This window comes from Xanthomonas sp. NCPPB 2922 (genome assembly GCF_041520885.1).
GTDB classification, from domain to species: domain Bacteria; phylum Pseudomonadota; class Gammaproteobacteria; order Xanthomonadales; family Xanthomonadaceae; genus Xanthomonas; species Xanthomonas campestris.
On record NZ_JBGOFY010000007.1, the window covers coordinates 95,762 to 117,169 of the forward strand.

Consider the following 21,408-nt stretch of genomic DNA (forward strand, 5'->3'; position numbering starts at 1 on the left):
GTACTTGCGGCGTGTCCCGCGACGGTGGGCGGGCAAGGGCCCTGCAGCAGCCCCGCAGCCATAACGCTCTGCGCGCTCTTCATCCCGCACACCTATCGCCGTACGCAGCCGAAACTCAATCAGTCATCACGCAAGACCACGCGGCAGCGCTGGCAGCGGCCGGGTCCTGCGCACCCGACTTAACCTTGCCGTGGCTCGTCTGTCGTGTCGCTGTCGCGGCAGCGCAAGCAATCAACGCGCAGGCGGATACAGCGGTGCCAGCACCTCCGGCTCTGCTGCCGTGGCGTGATGCCAGCGCGGGCCATTGGCGAACGCTTCGCGCAAGGCAGCGCGGGCTGCAGTCACATCGCCATCGCCACCCCAGCGGGCGCGTTGCATCTGCGCCACCGCCGCACGCTGGGCCGGGTCGCTCAAGGCTGCCAGCACACTGTCGATGTCGACAACGCCGGCCATGCCGCACAGCACCGTGGCCACATCGTCCATGCCACCGGTATCGAGCGCACGGCGCAGGTCGGCCACGCTATGGGTGGCGCGCTTGCCGGGCGCCGGCGCAGCAGCACCAGCACCAGCACCAGCACCGGCGGCCACCGTGCGCGTTCCACCGCGACGACGACGCAGCGCCCAGACCAGAGTGGCAATCCACAGCACCGCGAAACCCGCCGCCGCCGCGATCCAGCCCCACGGGCGCGAGGCTGCAGGGGCACCCTGCAGGCGCAGCGTGCTGGCCGCCGGCGCAGGTGCCACGGCCTCACCAGCTGGCTGGCTGGCTGGCGAAGGCGCCGCTGCGGGCGCTGCAAATGCACCGCTGCCTGCGGCCACATCCAGCGTGAGGTCCGGCAGCGATGCCGTCTTCGCCGCTGCCGCGCCCACATCCCACCACGCCACTTGCAGGCCGGGAATCAACAGAGGACCTGCACGATTGGGCACGATCGAATAGCGCCGCGTCAGCCGCAGCTGTGGCGAGCCGTCCACAAACCGCTCCTCGTACTGCGCCGGTTCGGCAAACACTTGCGCGTCCGGCACGCTGGGCGTGGGCAGCTCCGGGAACTGTGCCTGGGTGGCGCCGCGTGCGCTGGCTTCCACCACGATCTGCGCTGCCTCGCCGGCGGTGGCCCGCTGCGGCGTGGAGGTGTAGCGCAGCGTCAGGCTGCGCAACGGCAACCACGGCTGCGGCGCATTGGCCGGCTGCGCGCGCACCTGCAGCGGAATGCTGGCGCTGCGGGCGTTCAATTCGCCATTGCCGCGCCCGAAGTAATCGTCGAAGAACCCACCCACCGCGCGCCCGTTGAAGCGTGCCGGCGGCACCACCAGGCGGCCGCTGCGCTCGGGAACCAGCAGGTAGCGCCGCTCCACCACGTTGTACTGCCGCCCGTTGACCGCCCTGGCCGAACTCACATCATCGCCAACGCGCTGCAGCGACGCGCCGTCCGGGGCTTGCAGATCCAGTTCGCCAGAGGCCAGCTGGGTGGCGTAGTACAGCCGCACCACCACGCCCACGCTCTGCTGCACGTAGGGCTGTGGGTCGTCCACCTGGGTTTCGACGAACGCTTCTTCGTTGCCGCGCGCCGCGCTTGCGCCAGCGGCCCCAGGAGCGCCGGCATCGACAGCCGTAGCCACCACCTGCAGCCGAAGCGGCTCGGTGCGCTCGTTGCCGACCCGGATCGCCGGCACGATGATCTCGCCAGTCTGGCGTGGCGTGATCACCACCCCGAACAACGCCCGGATGGTCACCGAACCATTGGTCACCTGCATCTGCTGGTTGGCGTTCTTGGCCCCCAGCCCGAACCCACCGCGCAACGGGCTGTAATCGGGCTCGGCGCCGCGCTGGTCGGTTTCGATGTTCAAGGTCACCGCATCGCCTGCATCGATGCTGTCACGGTCCAGCCAGGCGCGCGTCACCGCGCCGGCGGGCAACGCCAGGATCGCCACGCTGCTGCTCAGCAGCCATATCGCCACACGGCGCCAGTGCCCGTTGCCCGTCATTGTCCGTCCCGTTGCCTGCGTTCGTGTTCCAGCCTGAATTTGGCGCGCAACAGGCTGCCCGGATCATCCGGCACGCGCCGGATCCATGCATCCACCGCCTGCCGTTGCTCGCGCTGCTCCGGCGTTTCTGCCGCGGCCGCGGCGGCGGCCTGCTGCTCCTTGCTGGGCGCGCCCTTGGCACCGGCCTGCGCCATGGCCTGTTCCATCTTGCGGCGTTGCGCTGCATCGGCCTGCTGCTGGGCCTGGGCATCCGGCGTCTGCGGCGGGCTGTCGGGCTGTTTTTGCTCGCCCTGCCCCGCTGGCGACGGCTGGCCCGGCGTCTGGCCGTCCTTGGGCGGCTGCGAAGACGGCTTGCCGTCCTGGCCGCCCTTGCCATCCTTCCCATCCTTCCCATCCTTCCCGTCCTTGCCGTCCTTACCGTCCTTGTTCTGACCCTGCTGTTTGTCGCCCTTGTTCTGGTTCTGCTGCGGCTTGCCCTTGCCGTCCTTGTTCTGCTGCTGACGCTTGCGCGCCGCGTCCACCGCGGCGCGGTTGGCGATGGCATCCTGCAGCTGGGGCTGTTGCCGCAGCGCACGGTCGTAGGCGGCAATCGCATCGTCGTAGCGCCCCTGACGGGCCAGCGCATTGCCAAGGTTGTACCAGCCCTGGTCGGTGGGCACGGCCTCGAAGGCCTTCTGCGCGGCAGCGAAATCGCCCTTGCGATAGGCCTGCACGCCGGCGTCCAGGCGTTGCTGCTGCACCTGGTCGGCGCGTTGCCATAGCGTCCCTTCTGCCGCCTGCGCCGGTTGGACAAAGGGCCCGACACACAACAACGCCAGCACCATCACCGCGGCGCGCCGGCGGAACGCCAACAACGCCAGCGCCATCACCGGGAACAGCAACCAGTAGCCCTCATCGAGCCAGGTCTTGCTGCCGTTCGCGGCGGCGGCGGCGGCGGCCGCGGGTTGTTGTGCCGGGTCCAGCACGCCCAGCGCACGCAGGTCGGCATCGTCAGCGGCAAGCGGTGCATAACGGCCACCGCCCTGGCTGGCGAGATCGCGCAAGCTCGCTTCGTCCAGCCGCGCCTGCGCGATCTCACCCGATGCGGCGCGGTAGGCCGCACCACGCGCGTTGCCGACCCCCAAGGTGGAGACATTAAAACCGCGCGAGCGCGCGACCCGCGCCGCGCTTTCGGCCGACTCATCGGCACTGTCGCTCATCACCAGGATGTCGCCCTGCTTGAAGCCAGCTTGCGACAGCAGCTGCACTGCCGCTTCGATGGCGCGATCGGCACGCTTGCCATCCACCGGCATCACCGACGGCGACAACGCATCCAGGAACAGGGCCACGTTGGCCGCGTCCTCGGTCAGCGGCGCCACGGTGAAACTCTCGCCCGCGTATGCCAGCAACGCCACATCGCCACCGGCACGCTCGCGCAACAGCGTGGCCAGCTTGGCGCGTGCCTGCAGCAACCGCGAGGGCGGCAAATCGTTGGCGTTGATGCTGGAGGACAGATCCAACGCCACCACCAACGGCCGGTTGGATTGATACACCGGCCGCTCGGTTTGCCGCCAACTGGGCCCACTCATCGCAACGACCGCCACGCTGTAGGCCACAACCGCGAGCACAAAACCGAACCACCCACGGCGGCCGCCAGTCACCAGCAACTGCGGCAACAGATGCGCATCGACACTTTGCCGCCACACGTCCGCATCGCGCTGGCGCAGGAACCACAGCACCGACGCCGGCACGATCAACACCAGCGCCCACAGCAATTGCGGACGCAGCAGATGCAGCGTGTTCAATGCGGTACTCAGCATGTTCATCGCCATCTCCGCGGCAATGCGTAGGCAAGCAACCCAATCAGCAGCGCCGCGCCCAACGGCCAGTAATAACGCTCGACTTTCGGCTGCACCGATGGCCCCGCGGCCTTCACCGGTTCCAGGCGATCCAGCTCGGCGTAGATGCCGGCCAGTTCCTCGGTATCGCGGGCTCGGAAGAAGCGCCCACCGGTCTGCTCGGCAATCTTGCGCAGGCCGTCTTCATCGATATCGTCGCCACCACCGGCCGGAATCGGCACACCGAACAACGAATAGCTCCCGCTGCCACCGAAGGCGATGGTGTGCACGCGCACGCCCTCGGCCTTGGCAAGCTCGGCCGCCTTCAGCGGGTTGAGAACGCCAGCGGTGTTGACGCCGTCAGTGAGCAGCACCACAACACGCTGGCCCTGGCGCTGCTCGCGCAGGCGTTTGACCGACAAGGCAATGGCATCGCCGATTGCGGTTTCGCGCCCGGCCAGGCCCACCACGCTGTCAGCCAGCTGATCGCGCACACTGGTGAGGTCGGCGGTCAGCGGCGTCAACGCATAGGCGCGCTGCCCGAATACCAACAGGCCCACCCGGTCGCCTTCGCGCCGGTCCAGAAAGTCCGAGAGCACCGCCTTGGCCGCAGTCAGGCGGTCCACCACGTTGCCGCCCAGCACCATGTCCGGTTCGCTCATGCTGCCGGACAGGTCCACCGCCAGCATCAGCTGGCGTGCCTCCCGCGGCGGCTGGATCACCTCGCCCAGTTGTTGCGGACGCGCCAGCGCGGCGCACAGCAAAAACCATCCCAGCCACGCCAGCCAGCGCGGCGCACGCAGCGATGGAATGCGTGGCGCACTCACCATCGCGCGCAGCTGCTGCGCATACGGCACGCGCAGTGCAGATGCCTGGGTGCGCCGCTGCGGCCAGAACCACATCAGCAACGGCAGCGGCATCAACCACCACGCCCACGGCCACGCGCAGTGCGCCAGTGCATCCTGCCATTGCGACCACTGCAGCCAGTTCATCGCCGCCCCTGCATCAGGCGAAGGAAGCGTTGGCGTGCCAGCTGCTCCACCGTCGCAAGATCGCTCACTGCCGGGTCACGTTGAAACCCACCGTCCAGCAACACACGGCCGGGCCCCTGCGAAAACGCATGGCCCTTGCGGCCATCCAGCAATTGCAGCCAGGCCTCGCCCTGCAGCCGATCGGCCTGCGGGTCAACCATACGCGCCGCACGCCGCAGCAACGCCGACAGCGCCGCCAGCCGCAGCGCCGGCGTGCTGGCCGCCTGCAGCGCAGCGTCGAAGGTCGCCGCCCAGCGTTGGGCACGCCGACGGCGACGCCACCACCACAAAGCCAGCGTGCCCAGCACCAGAACGATTGCCGCGATCACCAGCCACCAGCCCAAGGCCAGCGGCCACCACGACGGTGACGGCGGCAGGTGCACATCGCGCAGTGGAAGGGTGTCGGGCGTCATCGCGATGACCCCTGCACCGTAGAGATGCCGCCGCCCAGCCAGGCATCGCTGGCATCAACCGTGGACAGACGGTGCAGGCGCACACCACGCGCCTGCAGCAGCGTGGACAACCGTTCCAGTGGCGCGACGAATTCGGCATTCCACTGCGCGCGCCCGGCCTGCGTGGTGAGGTCCACGGTGATCCGTTGCCCGCCTGCGTCGAAGGTGAGCGCACGCGCGGGCGGTGCCAGCTCCAGTGGATCCACCAGCACGATCACCACCACCTCGTGATGCAGGGCGAGCCCCGACCAGCGCGACTCGGGCACCGCGGCGGCACTGCGTGCATCGGCGAGCACGGTGAGGCGCGCGCCCGGGCGTAACAGGCGTGCCGCATGGTCGAGCCCGACCTGCAATCCGGCATCATCGGCCGGCGGCTGCGCATACCAGCGCGCCAAGGCATCCAGCACCGGCAACACCCCGCGCTGCCCGGCGCGTGGCGCAATCGGCGCTTCGCTCGCGGTGCCACGCAACGCGGCAATCCGGTCGCCCTGCCGCTGCGCCAGCCAGGCCGCCACGGCGCCGGCGCGTGCCGCCTGCACCGACTTGTAGCGCACCCGGGTGCCGAAGAAGAGCGCAGGCGCGGTGTCGGCCACGATCAGGCTCAACCGCTCGCGTTCGGCCTGAAACAACTTGGTGTGCGCGCGTCCGGTGCGTGCGGTGACGCGCCAGTCGATATGCCGCGCATCATCGCCGGCCACGTACTCGCGCGACTCGGCGTATTCCATGCCACGCCCGCGTGTTGCCGCCGGCACCGGACCCACCAACCCATACCGGCCACGGCCCGGTTGATGCCGCTGGCGAGCGGCACCGCGCAACGCAATCAACTCGGCCAGCTGCGGACGCACGCCATCGCCAGCGACGGACAACGGGGCAGCAGCAGACGGCGAGGACGGCATCGAGGCGATCGGCTTCGGGCGAAAGGGCGGCATACCGCAGCAACGCTACCCGATCAGGGCAGCGGAATCTTTTCCAACAGCGCGGCGACCAGACGTTCGCCATCCCAGCCTTCGGCGGTGGCTTCGTAGCTGGGCAGCACGCGATGGCGCAGCACGTCCGGCGCGATGGCGCGGATATCGTCCGGGGTCACGTAATCGCGGCCGGCCAACCACGCACGTGCGCGCGCGCAGCGTTCCAGCGCGATCGAGCCACGCGGGCTTGCGCCCCAGGCGATACGCCGCGCCAGCGCAGGGTCGTAACGCTGCGCATCGCGCGACGCCAGCACGATCTCGATCAGGTAGCGCTCGAGCTGCGGCGCAAGATGCACGTCCAGCACCACGCGGCGTGCGGCGAACACATCCTCCAGCGGAATCTTGTCCGGCACCGTCGCATGCTTTTCCAGCGTGTCGCGTGCGGTCTCACGCGCCAGGCGCAGGATCTCGGCCTCCGCATCGGCCTGCGGATACCCGATCCGCACATGCATCAAAAAGCGGTCCAACTGCGCCTCGGGCAGCGGGAACGTACCCTCCTGCTCGATCGGATTCTGCGTGGCCATCACCAGGAACAGCTGCGGCAAGGCATAGGTATGCCGGCCCACCGTGACCTGCCGCTCGCCCATCGCTTCCAGCAGCGCCGACTGCACCTTGGCCGGCGCACGGTTGATTTCATCGGCGAGCAAAATTGGATGGAAGATCGGGCCGGGCATGAACTCGAAGCGCCCCTCCTGCGGCCGCCAGATCTCGGTGCCGGTCAGATCGGCCGGCAGCAGGTCCGGCGTGAACTGGACGCGCGCAAAATCGGTTTCCAGCCGTGAGGCCAGTGCGCGGATCGCGGTGGTCTTGGCCAGGCCGGGCGCGCCCTCCACCAACAGGTGGCCGTCGGCCAGCAAGGCGATCAGCAGCCGCTCGACCAACGCGGACTGCCCCACGATGCGTTGCGCCAGCGACTCGCGCAGCGCGGTGAATTGACCATGCAGCCGGTCCTCGGCGGGCGCGGCGGCGGCTTCTGGCGGAAGGAGCGGCGGTGCGTTCATAGACCCAGTGTGACCGATTCGAACGCGATTGGTTCACTGTGCAGGCGGAAGATGTTCAGTGAGTGACCGGGGTCATGCTCGCCTGAGGGCCCCGGCCTGCGTGATCATTCATCCATCGGCTCGCAGGCCGCCATGGGGACAAGCAGTTGGATGGGCCCTGATGCACGTATCGCGGGCAGAGCAAGTACGTCACTTGCAGTTGTGTTTTGAGAGCACTTCACAGACCGCTAAAAAGAAAAAGGCCGCTTTCGCGGCCTTCTTCTATTGCCAACGCGTTTACCGCGCGGCGCTCGCAACCCGCAGAACCTTCGGGGTGACGAAGACCAGCAGCTCGGCCTTTTCCTTGCTGCGTCCACGCTTCTTGAACAGGTTTCCCAGGAACGGGATGTCGCCAAGGAACGGTACCTTCGAAACACTTTCGCGATCGGTAAATTCATAGACACCACCGATCACCACCGTCTCGCCGTCGGCCACCAGGACTGCCGTATTGACTTCGCGGCGGTTGATTTCCGGCACTGTGCCGTATTGCGGCAAGGTGATGAAACGAGCAACTTCGTCCTTCTTGACATTCATGTTGAGGAAGACGCGGTTGTCGTTGGTGATCGTGGGCGTGACCTTCAGTTCGAGCAGGACTTCCTTGAACTGCACGTTGGCCTGCGAGCCACCACCTGCAACGCCGGCACCGCTGATGGTCACATAGCCGATTTCGCGGCCCTGCTTGATCACGCCCTCGCGCTGGTTGGCGGTCACGATGCGCGGGTTGGACACAACCTCGCCTCGGCCTTCTTCCTGCATCGCCGACAGCTCGATGTCGAGGTTGAAGTTGGAGCCAAGCAGGGTATAAGCGAGACCAGCCGCGCCACTGTTGGTAAATCCACCAGCCCCGAGATCAATGTTCAGGCCCGACGGAAACAAAAAGGTTGGAAGGGTAGTGCTCGTGCCGTTAGGTGTCGCAGGAGTGCGCGTATTGTTGAGCTCGTTGTTACGTTGATTCAGCGTATTGCTGTAGTTGACGTTACTTTCAAGCGAGCCGCTCAATATTCCGCGGCCAGTTGCGCCGGAGACACCAAAACGCGCACCCAGATCCCGCGCGAACGTATCGGTCGCAATCACGATCCGGCTTTCGATCAGCACCTGATCCACCGGACGATCGATATGCGAAATCAGCTCGCGCATCTGCGCTACCTTCTTCGGGATATCGCTGATCATCAAGGTGTTGGTGCGCTCGTCGGCCACCAGGCGACCGCGCGGCGAGAGGAAGCCATTGTCCTGCTGCCCGGCACCACCCTGACCGCCCTGGCCACCGCCACCACCGCCGCCGCCAATGCCCTTGGCCTCGGTCAGCGCTTTAAAGATTACCGCGGCATTGTGGTAGTTGATCTGCACGTAATCGGTGATCAGGTCTTCGCGGTTTTCAATCGCGATGCGGGCGTCTTCCTTGTCCTGTTCGAACTTGGCCAGCTCCGGCTGCGGGGCAACCCAGACCACGCCGCCATCGCGGCGCTTGTCCAGGCCCTTGGCACGCAGCACGATGTCCAGCGCCTGGTCCCACGGCACGTTCATCAGGCGCAGCGTGACGTTGCCCTGCACCGTATCGGAAGCCACGATGTTGAGGTTGGATTCCTCGGCGATCAGCTGCAGCACGGTGCGCACCGGCACGTCCTGGAAGTTGAAGGTCACCGGGCGGCCGCTGTAACCGCGCGCGGCGATCTGCGCGGCAGCCTGCGTCACCGCGCTGGCGCTCACGCCGCCAACGGCCGGCTGGCCCTTGCGCGGGGTGATTTCCACCACGTATTCGTTGCCGGTCTGGTAAGCCAGCGAGTCGAATGCACCCTTGGTCGACAGCACCAGCTGCGAGCCGCCACCGGATGGCTTGACCTCGACGCGCTGCACCGGGGTGGCGAAGTCGGTGACGTTGAGCGGGCGCTGCAGTTCGGCAGGCAGGCGGGCGTTGCTGATGTCGACCAGCACGTTGTCGCCTTGGGTGCGCAGATCGGGGCTGGCGCCCTGGCCGTCGAACTGCAGGATCAGGCGGCCTGCACCGTCATCGCCGCGTTTGAAGTCGATCTTGGACACCGCCAGGCTGGCCGGAGCGGTCTTGGCCGGATCCTGCGCCGGCTGGGCCAGCGCGGCGGCGGCAAACGAACTACCGCTCGCCAGCGCCAGCGCGAACCCCAGCGCGCAGGCCCGGAGCATTGCCTGGCGCCGGACCGGACGCAGGCGCTGGGCGTTGGAAAAAGTCATCGTGCTATCCCCTATCACTTTATTGATCATCCAATGCGAGCGCGGCAGGCCGTTCCAGCCATCCACCCGCACCGTCCGGTACAAGTTCAATCAGCTCGATGCGGTCTTCGTAGACCCCGGTCACCCGGCCATCGCTCTGCCCCAGATACACACCCGGCCGCACCCGGTAGGTCACCTTGTCAGGTGCCATGACCAATGCGATCAGGCCCGAGCCACCTCCAATGGTCCCCACCATGTCGAGGGCATCGAGCGGGAAGGCTTCCAACGGCTCCTTGCGCCGGTTCGGATCCGGACGCGTGCCATTGCCGCCTTCCGCGCTGACCCAGGCATCGCTGAACGGGTCGCGCATCACTTGCGCCGCATATTCGAACGTTTCGAACTGCTGCATCACCGGCAACGGCTCCAGCGGCGGCGCAGGACGCGCACGCACTTCGGCCACCCACGCTTCCAGATTCGGCGCATCGCCCGGGGTGCTGGTCACACCGCGGGTGCACGCCGGCAACACTGCAATTAGCGCCACGCAGGACAGGATCTTGAGCAATTTCATGGTCATTGGCCGCCCTTCTTCGCCGCGTCGGCCGCAGCCTTCTCCTGCTCGGCCATTTCCTCATCGTCCAGATAACGATAGGTCTTGACCGTGCCGGATAGCTCCAGCGCACCCCGTGGGGTGATGCCGGCCTTGGCGTCCTTGGGCTTGAGATTGATGTCGTGCATGGTCAGGATCACCACGCGCGGCAGCGAGGCCACACCGCTGACGAAGGCGCCGAACTGGTGGTAGCTGCCCACCATGCGCAGGGCGATCGGCTTCTCGGCGTAGAACTCCTTCGGCGATTCCGGACCCGGCTGGAACAGCTCGTTGGACAGGCCGCTGGACAGCGCGGTCTGCGAGATGTCGATGATCAGATCCGGCATTTCGGTCTTGCTGGGCAGCTGGCGCAGCATCTGCTGCAGCACCTGCTCCATCTGCGCGAGCTGCTGCTTGAGCGGCTCCAGATTCACCGCACGGCCCTGCTGGGTCTCGAACTCGGTGCGCAGCTGCGTTTCGGTGCCTTCCAGGCCTTCGAGTTCATCGCGCTTGCTGCTGATCAACAGGAACCAGGCCAGCACCATGATGAACAGGCCGACGACCACGCAGAACACGATGCGCGCCTGCTGCGGCCAGCCGCCGATATTGTTGAAGTCCAGATCGCTGAGCTTGAATGATTTCTTACTCATGACGCCGCCCCCTCCTGCGGCCGAGTGGCTTGCGCCGGTGCCGCTTGTGCGGGTGCAGGTGCGGCCGGCGCAGGCGTTGTTGCCGGTGTCGCTGCTGGCGCCGGGGTTGCGCCCGGTGCCTGGCCGTCGACCGGCGCGGTACCGTTCTTGTCGGCCTCGTTCGGGTTGGCCAGCTTGACCTTCAGCGTGAACACGTACGGCAAGGTCTTGGTGTCCATCGACGAAGCCGCAGGCTGGCCGGCGGCCTTGTCCTGGCTCTTGGCCTCGATGATCGACAGGTCCGGATTGGTCATCCAGCCCGAGCCTTCCAGGTTGCGCATGTAGGCACTGACGCGCGCGTTGGACTGCGAGCGCCCTTCCAGCGTGAGGATGTCGCCATCCTGCTTGATGTTGGTCAGCGCCACGCCATCGGGAATGGTGCGCACCAGCGAATCGAACAGGTGCACCATCTGCGAGCGGTTGGCCTGCAGTTCCTCGATGACCTTCTTGCGGGCCAGCAAGCGGTCCTTCTTCTTGTCGAGTTCCTTGATCTCTTCGTTCTGCGCCTTGACTTTGTCGATCTCGGTAGTCAGGAACGCGTTGCGCTCGGTCTGCCCGCTGATCTGCCCGTCGTAGTAGAACCAGATCAGCGCCGACAACACCACGCCAGCGAGCGCGGCGAAGCCGAGCATCGAATAGAACTCACGCTCGCGCGCCTTCCGGCGCTCGGCGCGCCAGGGCAATAGATTGATTCTTGCCATCAGTCAAAGCTCCTCAGGGCCAGGCCGGTGGCGATCATCAATGCAGGCGCATCCAGCGCCAGCGCATGAGCCTGAACCTTCGGGCCCAGCGTCATCTGTGCCAGGGGGTTGGCGACCACGGTGGTCACGCCCAGCTGTTCTTCCACCATCTCCGGCAGGCGCGACAACGCCGCGCAACCGCCTGCCAGCACGATGCAATCGACGCGATTGAATTCGCTGCCCGCATAGAAGAACTGCAACAGGCGGCTGATCTGCTGCACCGTCGCTTCCTTGAACGGCTCCAGCACTTCGACCTCGTAGCTCTCCGGCAGGCCGCCCTGACGCTTGGCCAGGCCAGCTTCTTCATAGGTCAGGCCGTAGCGGCGCATCACTTCGTCGGTGAGTTGCTTGCCACCGAACACCTGCTCGCGGCTGTAGAGGCTGCGCCCTGAGCGCAGCACGCTCAACGTGGTCATGGTCGCGCCGATGTCCACCAGCGCCACCACCGCATCGGCGGCGACCGGCAATTCGCTGGCAACCAGTGCGAAGGCGTTCTCGACCGCAAAGGCCTCCACGTCCATCACCTTGGCGACCAGGCCGCCGAGCTCCAGCGCCGATTGGCGCAGCTCGACGTTTTCCGAACGCGACGCCGCCAGCAGCACCTGGACCATGTCCGGGCTGTTGGGCATCGGGCCGAGCACCTCGAAATCGAGATTCACTTCCTCGATCGGGTACGGGATGTAGTTGGTGGCTTCCAGCTCGACCTGGGCTTCCAGATCGCTATCGTCCAGATCCGCCGGCATGGGGATCAGCTTGGTGATCACCGCCGAGCCAGCCACGGCCGCTGCCGCGTTCTTGGCCTTGCTGCCGGAACGGTTGATGGCGCGGCGAATGGCTTCGCCCACCGCTTCGACTTCGACGATGTTCTTTTCCACCACCGCATTCGGCGGCAACGGTTCCACAGCGTAATGTTCCACGCGGAAACGATTTCCGCTGCGCGACAGCTGCAATAGCTTGACCGCAGTGGAACTGATGTCGACACCAATAAGTGGCGACTGACTCTTGGGTAAAAGCCCCACGGAAACTCCCCTGCCGACGGGCACTTGGACGCATGTGTTGCGTCCTCGCATTAATAATCAAATTTTAACAGTTGACAACCCCTTCACGCACGAAGCAATGGCTCCATGACGTGACCCCAGTGGTGTCTTCTGCGATCCCCAGAGTTCGGCCCCAGCCAAACCCGGCGTCATCTATACTCTGTGACCAAGAAATCTGCAATCGGAATCTCTCTTACATGCCCCGTATTCGCCGTTGGCTGGGCTGGATCCTGGCCACGCTCGTCGTGCTTGCCGTGCTTGGTGCTATTGCCGCCGGCGGCTTGTACTACGCCATTTCCTCCAAGTTGCCGGACGTACAATCGCTCAAGCAGGTCGAACTGCAGGAGCCGATGTACGTGTACTCGAGCGATGGCCGGCTGATGGCCGTCTATGGCGAGACGCGCCGCTACCCTATCCAGATGAAGGAGGTTCCGGAGCGGCTCAAGCAGGCGTTCCTGGCCACCGAGGATGCGCGCTTCTACGAGCATGGCGGCGTGGACTACAAGGGCATCGCCCGCGCGGTGTGGCTGCTGGCCAGTACCGACGCCAAGCGCGTGCCGGGTGGCTCGACCATCACCCAGCAGGTGGCCCGGCAGTTCTTCCTCAATTCCGAATACAGTTACACCCGCAAGCTGGCCGAGATCCTGCTGGCGCGCAAGATCGAGGGCGAGCTGACCAAGGACGAGATCTTCGAGCTGTATTTGAACAAGAGCTTCTTCGGTAACCGCGCGTATGGCGTGGGTGCTGCAGCCGAGTACTACTACGGCAAGAAGATGGCCGACCTGAGCCTGGACGAGATGGCCTCGCTGGCCGGCATCCCCAAGTTCCCGTCCAGCGGCAACCCGATCAGCAACCCCGAGCGCGCGCGCGAACGCCGCGACTACTACGTGCTGCAGCGCATGGCCGACCTGGGCTTCGTTACCCAGGCCGAGGCCGACGCGGCCAAGGCGGTGCCGATGCACGCCAAGCCGCACGAGCCGCCGGTGGAGGTCTATGCCCCATACGTGGCCGAGCTGGTGCGCCAGGAAATGATCGCCAAGTACGGCGGCGACGTGCTCAACAAGGGCTACCACGTCACCACCACCATCGATTCCACCTTGCAGACCGGCGCCGATGCGGCGGTTGCAGAAGGCCTGCGCCTGTACGACCACCGCCATGGCTGGCACGGCGTGGAGCAGCACTTCGACGTGGCCGCCGATGCGGATGCGCCGGCCCTCGCCAAGCATCTGTCGGGCGTGTTCACCCAAGGCGGCCTGCGCGCCGTGATCGTGGCGCGCACCAACGCCGACGGCGGTGTGACCGTCGTGCAGAGCGACAAGACCGAGCTGACCTTGCCGGCCAGCGCCAGCCGCTGGACCAACAAGACCCCGGCCAAGCTGCTGACCCGCGGCGACCTGACCCGCATCCGTGCCGGCGAAAAGGACGGCGAGTGGATCATCGATCAGCTGCCGCGCGGCCAGGCCGCGCTGGTGTCGCTGGACGCCAACAGTGGCGCGCTGCGCGCCCTGGTCGGCGGCTTCAGCTTTGCCGGCAACAAGTTCAACCGCGCCACCCAGGCACGGCGCCAGCCGGGCTCGAGCTTCAAGCCGTTCGTGTATGCGGCGGCCTTCGAGAAGGGATTCAACCCGGCCTCGATTGTGCTGGATGCACCGGTGGTGTTCCGCGACCGCCGCGGCAAGACCTGGTCGCCGCAGAACGATGGCGGCGGCTTCCGTGGGCCGATGCGCCTGCGTGAGGCGCTGGTGCAGTCGCGCAATCTGGTGTCGGTGCGTTTGCTGGATGCGATCAGCGTCGATTTCGCGCGCAAGTACATCAGCCAGTTCGGCTTCCAGGAGGCCGAGCTGCCGCCCAACCTGTCGATGTCGCTGGGCACCGCATCGCTGACGCCGCTGTCGGTGGCACGCGGCTACGCGGTGTTCGCCAATGGCGGCTCGCGCGTGGACACCTGGATCGTGGACGAGGTGAAGGACCGCGACGGCAATGTGGTCTTCAAGGAAGTGCCCGCCGTGGCCTGCCGCACCTGCGCTACACAGGGCGGCACCGCCGCTCCGGTCAGCCAGGTGGTGGACGGCTTCAACTTCGGCGCACCTGCGCTGCCCAAGTCGATCGAGCCAGCCGCCGCGACCCCTGCCATGCCTGCGGAAACTGCCCCGGCAGCCACCGCCGAAACCAAGATCGCGCCGCGCGCCATCGACGAGCGCACTGCGTATCAGCTGGTCTCGATGATGCGCGACGTGGTCCAGCGCGGCACCGGTACCGCGGCCAAGGTGCTGGGACGCGAGGATGTGGGTGGCAAGACCGGCTCAACCAACGATCACCGCGACGCCTGGTTCTCCGGCTTTGGCGGCCCGTACGCCACCACGGTGTGGGTTGGTCGCGACGACTTCCGCTCGCTGGGGTATCGCGAATACGGCGGCAAGGCCGCGCTGCCGATCTGGATCGACTACATGCGCGTGGCCTTGAAGGACAAGCCGATCGCGGCAAACGACCCGCCCGATGGCATGACCCAGGCCACCATCAATGGCGCGGTGGAGTGGGTCAAGAACGAAGACCTCGACCGTCTGCAGGATTACGACTACGGTCTGCAGGAACAGCAGGACGAAAAAGCGTTCGACATCTTCTAAAGCTGTTCCAGACGGTGTGATGCCAGCAGCGGAGCCCAGGTGGCTCCGCTGTTTTTTTGGGCAAGCGATTGATGCGGCGTGACGCTGGACGTTGCTGATCGGTTGCGATGGCCTCCACCGCCATGCCGCGTCTCGCTGCGTTATCGACGCACAGGACATGCACGCTACCTGGGCCAACTCAGTGCCGGCACTGAACGTCTGCGCGACGCCCCACAGTTCCTATCCGTGCTGCGGACGCCAGCGTTCGCCACGCCTTCTATGACCCGCAGCGGATGGTCTCATCGCCGCCGCGCGCAGCGCCCATGCGATGCCAGAGCGCGGTACCCGATCACCTGCCAACGCCATGTCCAGGCAGCGCGATCTTCCCAACGATTGTCATCGGCAACTTCACTACGCTCGTGTAGAGTCGAAGTCAGGTTCAGACAGGGGAGCCCGGCCATGCATCACGCACGCCAACATGCCGACACGCGCACCCGAGAGCGCCGTCACCGGCTCGCCCATGAGGCCGCCCGACTGATGGCCGAAGGCGGCATCCGCGATTTCCATCAAGCCAAACTCAAGGCGGCCAGCCGGCTCGGCATCCACGACGATGCATCACTGCCCCGCAACCGCGAGATCGAAGACGCGCTGCGCGAGTATCAGCGTCTGTTCGCCGGCCCCGAGCATGGCGTGCGCTTGCGGCAACGGCGCGAGGCCGCATTGCGCGCGCTGGATTTCCTCAGCCCTTTCCAGCCACGGCTGACCGGCCCGGTACTGGATGGCACCGCCGACGCCAACGCGCCGGTGCAAGTACAGTTGCACAGTGACGATGCCGATGCAGTGCAACGATTTCTCGAAGAACACCGTATTCCGGCCGAGGCGCGCACGCGGCGCCTGCGCCTGGATCGCGAACGTAGCGGCGAGTTTCCAGTGTGGCTGTTCAGTGCGGAAGACCTGACCTTCGACCTGACCGTGCTGCCCTACGACGCACTGCGTCAGGCCCCATTGTCGCAGCTGGACGAAAAACCGATGGCACGCGCCTCTGCAGCGCAGTTGCGGCAGTTGCTGGCGGACGAAGAGATCCAGGGTTACGTGCAGCCACTGCGGTAAGCAGCAGACCGCACCATTGCATCGCGCCAGGACCGGCCCGGCACTGCCCACAGCACTCCAGGCCGCAACGCAAAACGCCCCGCAATGCGGGGCGTTTGGTCAAACAACCAACTTCGGGGCGCTTAGCGCTTGCCGGCGTCGGTGTAGTCGCGCTTGTCGTAACCGGTGTAGATCTGGCGCGGGCGGCCGATCTTCATTTCCGGGTCGACCTGCTGCTCCAGCCAATGCGATACCCAGCCGGCGGTGCGGGCAATGGCGAACATCACGGTGAACATTTCCACCGGGATATTGAGCGCCTTGTAGATGAGGCCCGAGTAGAAGTCCACGTTCGGGTACAGCTTGCGCTGCACGAAGTAGTCGTCCTTCAACGCGGCTTCTTCCAGCTTCAGCGCAACTTCCAGCAGCGGGTCGTTGACACCCAGCTCGCCCAGCACCTTGTGGGTCATCTCGCGGATGATCTTGGCGCGCGGGTCGAAGTTCTTGTAGACGCGGTGACCGAAGCCCATCAGACGGAACGAGGAGTTCTTGTCCTTGGCCTTGGCCACGGCGGACTCGACGTTGTCAGCGGTGCCGATCTCTTCCAGCATCTTCAGCACGGCTTCGTTGGCGCCACCGTGTGCCGGGCCCCACAGCGCGGTGATACCGGCTGCCACGGACGCGTACGGGTTGGCACCGGTCGAACCGACCAGACGCACGGTCGAGGTCGAGGCGTTCTGTTCGTGATCGGCGTGCAGGATGAACAGCAGATCCAGTGCCTTGGCAACGACCGGGTTGATCTCCAGCGGCTCGCTCGGCACTTCGAACATCATGTGCAGGAAGCGGTCGACGTAGTTGAGGTTGTTGCGCGGATAGCGGATCGGCCAGCCGATCGAGTAACGGTACGCCGCAGCAGCCAGGGTCGGCACCTTTGCGATCAGACGGATGGCGGCCTGACGGCGCTGCTCCGGATCGTTGAGGTCCAGGGTGTCGTGGTAGAACGCCGACAGCGAGGCCACCGAACCGGCCAGCATGGCCATCGGGTGTGCATCGTGGCGGAAACCGCCGAGGAAGTTCTTCAGCGACTCGTGCATCATCGTGTGATGCGTCACTTCGTGGTCGAACTTCTTGAATTCGTCCGCCGTCGGCAATTCGCCGTTCATCAGCAGATACGAAACTTCCAGGAAGCTGGACTTCTCGGCGAGCTGTTCGATCGGGTAGCCGCGGTACAGCAGCACGCCATTGTCGCCATCGATGTAGGTGATGGCCGACTTGCAACTGGCGGTGGCGGTGAAGCCCGAGTCGTAGGTGAACAGACCGGTTTCTTTGGTCAGCTTGGAAATATCGACGCAATCATTGCCCAACGTGGGCTTGAGAACCGGCAGAACGACCGACGTGTCGCCGGCGTTGAGCGTGACCTGATCAAGATCGGACACTGTGTACGCTCCTTCAGTGGAAGGCGCCTGATCCCACATGGGCAGGCACGTGATGGAAGTCCAAGGCATCGCCTCGGATCACGTCATTATCGCACAGCAGCATTTTGGCCGTCGTTTGGACAGAAGTCGTAGACGCACCCGTGAGGGGCGCAAAAGCGAAGCGGGAATTCCCCAAAAAACAACGGCCGCGCAATGCGCGGCCGTTGCCGGTACAGCCCGTCCTGCAAGCTCAGCGCGCGTAGCGCTTCTGGAACTTGTCGATACGGCCGCCGGTGTCGATCACCTTGTGCTTGCCGGTATAGAACGGGTGCGATGCGGAGGAAATTTCCACCTTGATCAGCGGATAGTCCTGGCCGTCTTCCCACTTCACGGTCTCTCTCGAGCTCATGGTGGAACGGGTCAGGATCTTGAAATCCGAGGTCACGTCGTGGAAGACGACGTCGTTGTAGCTGGGATGAACGTTATCTTTCATGGACTTGGCGCCGGGCTGCCTGGGTAAGCCGGGCATTATAGCCACCGCCCGGCACCCGGTGCAAGCCGGCCCTAGCCGGCCGCCAGCGCCTGCCCGACCAGGCCGTAGAAGCGCTGGCGGTCGTAGTCCAGCAACAGGGTGGCGTTGTCGGCCGCCCCGCCCTGCCGGTTCCAGTCCACCAGGGTCATGCCGCGGGTGTGCGTGCCCGACAGTTCGATGTGCACCGGCCGCTGCTCCAGGCGCTGCGCGCCGTCCGGCTGCAGGACGAAGGCCATCGCCAACGCGTCTGCGGCATACCAGTACTCGCCACGACTGTCCTCCGACCACAGCCGGGTCTTGCGCGAGATTTCTTCGTAGAAGCGCGCACGCGGCGAATCGGCCGCCAGCCACTGCTCCACATCACGGTGCAGCAGGCCGTGCGCGACGGTCGCCTCCCAATCGGCCACATCGAACTGGGGAAACCCGCGGAACACGATATGCGCCGCCTCCGGGTCGAAGCCGATATTGAATTCGGCCGCGGCGGTAATGTTGCCGTGCCCGGTCAGCGCCCCGCCCATCACCACCAGCCGCGCCACGCGCTGCGGCAGGGTCGGGTCCAGCGTCAGCGCCAGGGCGAGGTTGGTCAGCGGGCCAAGTGCCACCAGCAGCAACTCGCCTGCATGCACGTGCGACAGCCGCAGGATGGCCAGCGCCGCATGCTCGGCGTCCGCAGCCCGCGCGGCCGGTGGCAGGCCGACATCGCCGAAGCCGTCGATGCCATGCACATGCGCTGCGTCCACCGACGGGTGCAGCAGCGGTTGCGGGCAGCCCGCATACACCGGCACATCGGCGCGACCGGCCACCTCGCACACTTTGAGCGCATTGCGCACGGTGTGCTCCAGACCGACATTGCCCGCGGCGATGGTCAGGCCGACCACGTCATGGCGGGTATCGTTGAACGCCATCAGCAGCGCCAGCGCATCATCCACGCCCGGGTCGGTGTCGATCAGCAGCGGTATCTTTTTTGTCATGGGATTCGGAATTGGTCATTCGGGATTCGTTGTCGCATCTTCGCAAGGATCGGCCGGCCACGCGAACGCACAGGCCGCAGCAGCCTCCGCTCTGACGAATCCCCACTCCCAAATCCCCAATCCCCGCTACTCAAGCGGCCGCATACCGCACTGCGCCACCGATCCAGCGCGCGACCACGCGGTCGGCGATCTCTGGCGCTTCGTCGAGCAAGCGCTCCGCCAGCACCTGCACCCGCGGCAGCAGGCCGGCATCGCGCGCCAGGTCGGCGATGCGGAAACTCGCCAGGCCGGTCTGGCGCGTACCCAGCAACTCGCCGGGGCCACGCAGCTCCAGATCCTTTTCGGCAATCACGAAGCCATCGTTGGTCTGGCGCATGGTCTCCAACCGCTGGCGCGCCATCAGCGACAGCGGGCCCTGGTAAAGCAGCACGCAGCTGGACGCCGCCGCGCCGCGCCCGACCCGCCCGCGTAACTGGTGCAACTGGGCCAGGCCAAGGCGCTCGGCGTTCTCGATGATCATCAGCGAGGCGTTGGGCACATCCACGCCCACTTCGATCACGGTGGTGGCGACCAGCAGATCGGTGCGGCCCTGCTTGAAATCCAGCATGGCCTGCTGCTTTTCGGCCGGCTTCATGCGCCCGTGCACCAGCGCCACGCGCACGCCCGGCAGCTGCGCCGAGAGCGTTTCGAAGGTGACCTGCGCGGCCTGTGCTTCGATGCGCGGCGGGCCGTTCTGCGCGCCCTTGTCGGTGTCTTCGCTTTCTTCGATCAGGGTGCAGACCCAGTACGCCTGCCGGCCTTCGGCACAGGCTGCGCGAATGCGCTCCACCAGCTCGGGCCGGCGCTCGGCGCTCAGCACGATGGTCTGCACCGGCGTGCGACCGGGCGGCAGTTCGTCGATGGCCGAGACGTCCAGATCCGCGTAGGCCGCCATTGCCAGCGTGCGCGGGATCGGCGTGGCGGTCATCACCAGTTGATGCGGCACGCTGCCGGCAGCCGCGCCCTTGTCGCGCAGCGCCAGGCGCTGATGCACGCCGAAGCGGTGCTGCTCGTCAATGATGGCCAGCGCCAGATCGTGGAAGACCACCGCGTCCTGCATCAGCGCATGCGTGCCCACCACCACCTGTGCCTGCCCGGAGGCTACTTCGGCCATCGCCGCGACGCGCGCCTTGCCGGTGACCTTGCCGGCCAGCCAGACAATGCGCACGCCCAGCGGTTCCAGCCAGCCACGCAGGTTGGCCAGATGCTGCTCGGCCAGCAGCTCGGTGGGCGCAGCCAGGGCCACTTGTTTGCCGTGTTCGACCGCCAACATCGCGGCCAGTGCCGCCACCACGGTCTTGCCGCTGCCCACATCGCCCTGCACCAGCCGCAGCATCGGTGCCGGCTGCGCCAGATCGTGGGCGATCTGCTCGAACACGCGCTGCTGCGCGCCGGTGAGCTGGAACGGCAAGGCCTTGCGTAACTGCTGCACCAAGCGGCCACCGCGCAACTGCGGTGCGCGGAAGCGCTGCAGCGCGATGCGTTGCCGGCGCAGGCTCACTTGATGCGCCAGCAGTTCTTCGATGGCCAATCGCTGTTGCGCCGGATGTCCGCCGGCCAGCAGTTGCTGCGGGTCGGTGTCCACCGGTGGGCGATGCATGGTCAGCAGCGCGCTGCGTAGCGACGGCAGCTGTTCGTCCTGCAACCAGTGCGGCGGCAGCAGTTCCAGCGCGGCCTCCGGCGGCAAGCGCTCCAATGCCTGGCCGATCAGCTTGCGCAGCGTGGCCGGCCCGACACCTTCCAGCACCGGATACACCGGGTCCAGGCAATCGCCCAGGCCCGCATCTTCATCCGGCGCCAGGACGCGGTAACTGGGGTGAACGATTTCCCAGCCGTTCTGGCCGGGCTTGGGCGTGCCGAACACGCGCAAGCGCGTGCCCGGGGAAAACTGCGCAACCTGGGCCGCGCGAAAGTGGAAGAAGCGCAGCACCAGCGTGCCGTACGAGTCATCCGACATCGCCACGCGCAACACCGGGCGGAAGCGGAAGCCGCGCTCCATCGCCTCCACACGCCCCTCGATCTGCGCCGGTACCCCGCCCTGCAACTGCGCGATGGTGGTCAGGCGGGTGCGGTCTTCGTAGCGCAGCGGCAGGTGCAGCCACAGATCCTGCAGGCTGAGAATGCCGCGCGCGGCAAATTTCTCGGCCACTTTCGGGCCGACCCCGGGCAAGCTGGAAAGCGGCGCCTGGCCAGCGACGGCCAGGCTTGGGGTGACGGAACGCGCGCGCGGCACGG

17 protein-coding genes are annotated in these 21,408 nt (G+C 66.2%); 2 read left to right on the plus strand and 15 right to left on the minus strand.

What is annotated here, in order from left to right; translation table 11 throughout:
• Nucleotides 1-231 precede the first annotated feature (231 nt).
• The 11 genes from ACD584_RS10515 to ACD584_RS10565 form a co-directional block, all read right to left on the minus strand.
• A complete protein-coding gene (locus ACD584_RS10515; RefSeq protein WP_076037103.1) occupies nucleotides 232-1,983 on the minus strand; it encodes a BatD family protein in 1,752 nt (583 codons plus the stop codon).
• A complete protein-coding gene (locus tag ACD584_RS10520; RefSeq protein ID WP_076037104.1) occupies nucleotides 1,980-3,794 on the minus strand; it encodes a VWA domain-containing protein in 1,815 nt (604 codons plus the stop codon). Before ACD584_RS10520 ends, ACD584_RS10515 begins: the two co-directional genes overlap by 4 nt.
• A complete protein-coding gene (locus ACD584_RS10525; RefSeq protein WP_014508812.1) occupies nucleotides 3,785-4,792 on the minus strand; it encodes a VWA domain-containing protein in 1,008 nt (335 codons plus the stop codon). Before ACD584_RS10525 ends, ACD584_RS10520 begins: the two co-directional genes overlap by 10 nt.
• Nucleotides 4,789-5,244 (minus strand): DUF4381 domain-containing protein, encoded by a 456-nt coding sequence (locus ACD584_RS10530; RefSeq protein WP_076037105.1) that lies wholly within the window; start codon nucleotides 5,242-5,244, stop codon nucleotides 4,789-4,791. The genes ACD584_RS10525 and ACD584_RS10530 overlap by 4 nt, the downstream gene beginning before the upstream one ends.
• Nucleotides 5,241-6,212 (minus strand): DUF58 domain-containing protein, encoded by a 972-nt coding sequence (locus ACD584_RS10535; RefSeq protein WP_175611673.1) that lies wholly within the window; start codon nucleotides 6,210-6,212, stop codon nucleotides 5,241-5,243. Before ACD584_RS10535 ends, ACD584_RS10530 begins: the two co-directional genes overlap by 4 nt.
• Nucleotides 6,213-6,232: 20 nt before the next feature.
• Nucleotides 6,233-7,252, minus strand: a complete 1,020-nt coding sequence (locus ACD584_RS10540) for a MoxR family ATPase (protein WP_011038330.1) — start codon at nucleotides 7,250-7,252, stop codon at nucleotides 6,233-6,235.
• 276 nt (nucleotides 7,253-7,528) lie between these two features.
• Entirely contained in the window at nucleotides 7,529-9,496 is a 1,968-nt protein-coding gene (locus ACD584_RS10545) for a type IV pilus secretin PilQ (protein ID WP_070689858.1), read from the minus strand.
• 19 nt (nucleotides 9,497-9,515) lie between these two features.
• Nucleotides 9,516-10,049: a pilus assembly protein PilP gene (locus ACD584_RS10550; RefSeq protein WP_011038332.1), complete on the minus strand. Its 534-nt coding sequence runs from the start codon at nucleotides 10,047-10,049 to the stop codon at nucleotides 9,516-9,518.
• Nucleotides 10,046-10,711 (minus strand): type 4a pilus biogenesis protein PilO, encoded by a 666-nt coding sequence (locus tag ACD584_RS10555; RefSeq protein WP_011038333.1) that lies wholly within the window; start codon nucleotides 10,709-10,711, stop codon nucleotides 10,046-10,048. The genes ACD584_RS10550 and ACD584_RS10555 overlap by 4 nt, the downstream gene beginning before the upstream one ends.
• Nucleotides 10,708-11,451 carry a PilN domain-containing protein gene (locus tag ACD584_RS10560; RefSeq protein ID WP_050912059.1) on the minus strand — a complete coding sequence of 248 codons (744 nt, stop codon included), beginning with the start codon at nucleotides 11,449-11,451 and terminating at the stop codon, nucleotides 10,708-10,710. Before ACD584_RS10560 ends, ACD584_RS10555 begins: the two co-directional genes overlap by 4 nt.
• On the minus strand, nucleotides 11,451-12,509 hold the full coding sequence (locus tag ACD584_RS10565) for a pilus assembly protein PilM (protein WP_016944654.1): 1,059 nt from the start codon (nucleotides 12,507-12,509) through the stop codon (nucleotides 11,451-11,453). The genes ACD584_RS10560 and ACD584_RS10565 overlap by 1 nt, the downstream gene beginning before the upstream one ends.
• A gap of 215 nt (nucleotides 12,510-12,724) precedes the next feature.
• On the opposite strand from ACD584_RS10565, the gene ACD584_RS10570 reads away from it, so the two are divergent.
• Complete coding sequence (locus tag ACD584_RS10570; protein WP_175611674.1) at nucleotides 12,725-15,151, plus strand: penicillin-binding protein 1A; 2,427 nt, start codon at nucleotides 12,725-12,727, stop codon at nucleotides 15,149-15,151.
• 438 nt (nucleotides 15,152-15,589) lie between these two features.
• Nucleotides 15,590-16,240 (plus strand): hypothetical protein, encoded by a 651-nt coding sequence (locus tag ACD584_RS10575; RefSeq protein ID WP_011038337.1) that lies wholly within the window; start codon nucleotides 15,590-15,592, stop codon nucleotides 16,238-16,240.
• Between the two features lie 122 nt (nucleotides 16,241-16,362).
• On the opposite strand, the gene ACD584_RS10580 is transcribed toward ACD584_RS10575, so the two are convergent.
• The 4 genes from ACD584_RS10580 to recG all read right to left on the minus strand — a co-directional run bounded on the left by ACD584_RS10580 (nucleotide 16,363) and on the right by recG (nucleotide 21,406).
• Nucleotides 16,363-17,652, minus strand: coding sequence for a citrate synthase (locus ACD584_RS10580; protein ID WP_011038338.1), 1,290 nt, complete (start codon nucleotides 17,650-17,652; stop codon nucleotides 16,363-16,365).
• Nucleotides 17,653-17,881: 229 nt separating this feature from the next.
• Entirely contained in the window at nucleotides 17,882-18,124 is a 243-nt protein-coding gene (locus ACD584_RS10585) for a type B 50S ribosomal protein L31 (RefSeq protein WP_076037107.1), read from the minus strand.
• Between the two features lie 71 nt (nucleotides 18,125-18,195).
• Entirely contained in the window at nucleotides 18,196-19,134 is a 939-nt protein-coding gene (locus ACD584_RS10590) for a nucleoside hydrolase (protein WP_076037108.1), read from the minus strand.
• 130 nt (nucleotides 19,135-19,264) lie between these two features.
• Nucleotides 19,265-21,406, minus strand: a complete 2,142-nt coding sequence (gene recG, locus ACD584_RS10595) for an ATP-dependent DNA helicase RecG (protein ID WP_014508822.1) — start codon at nucleotides 21,404-21,406, stop codon at nucleotides 19,265-19,267.
• Nucleotides 21,407-21,408: the final 2 nt, after the last annotated feature.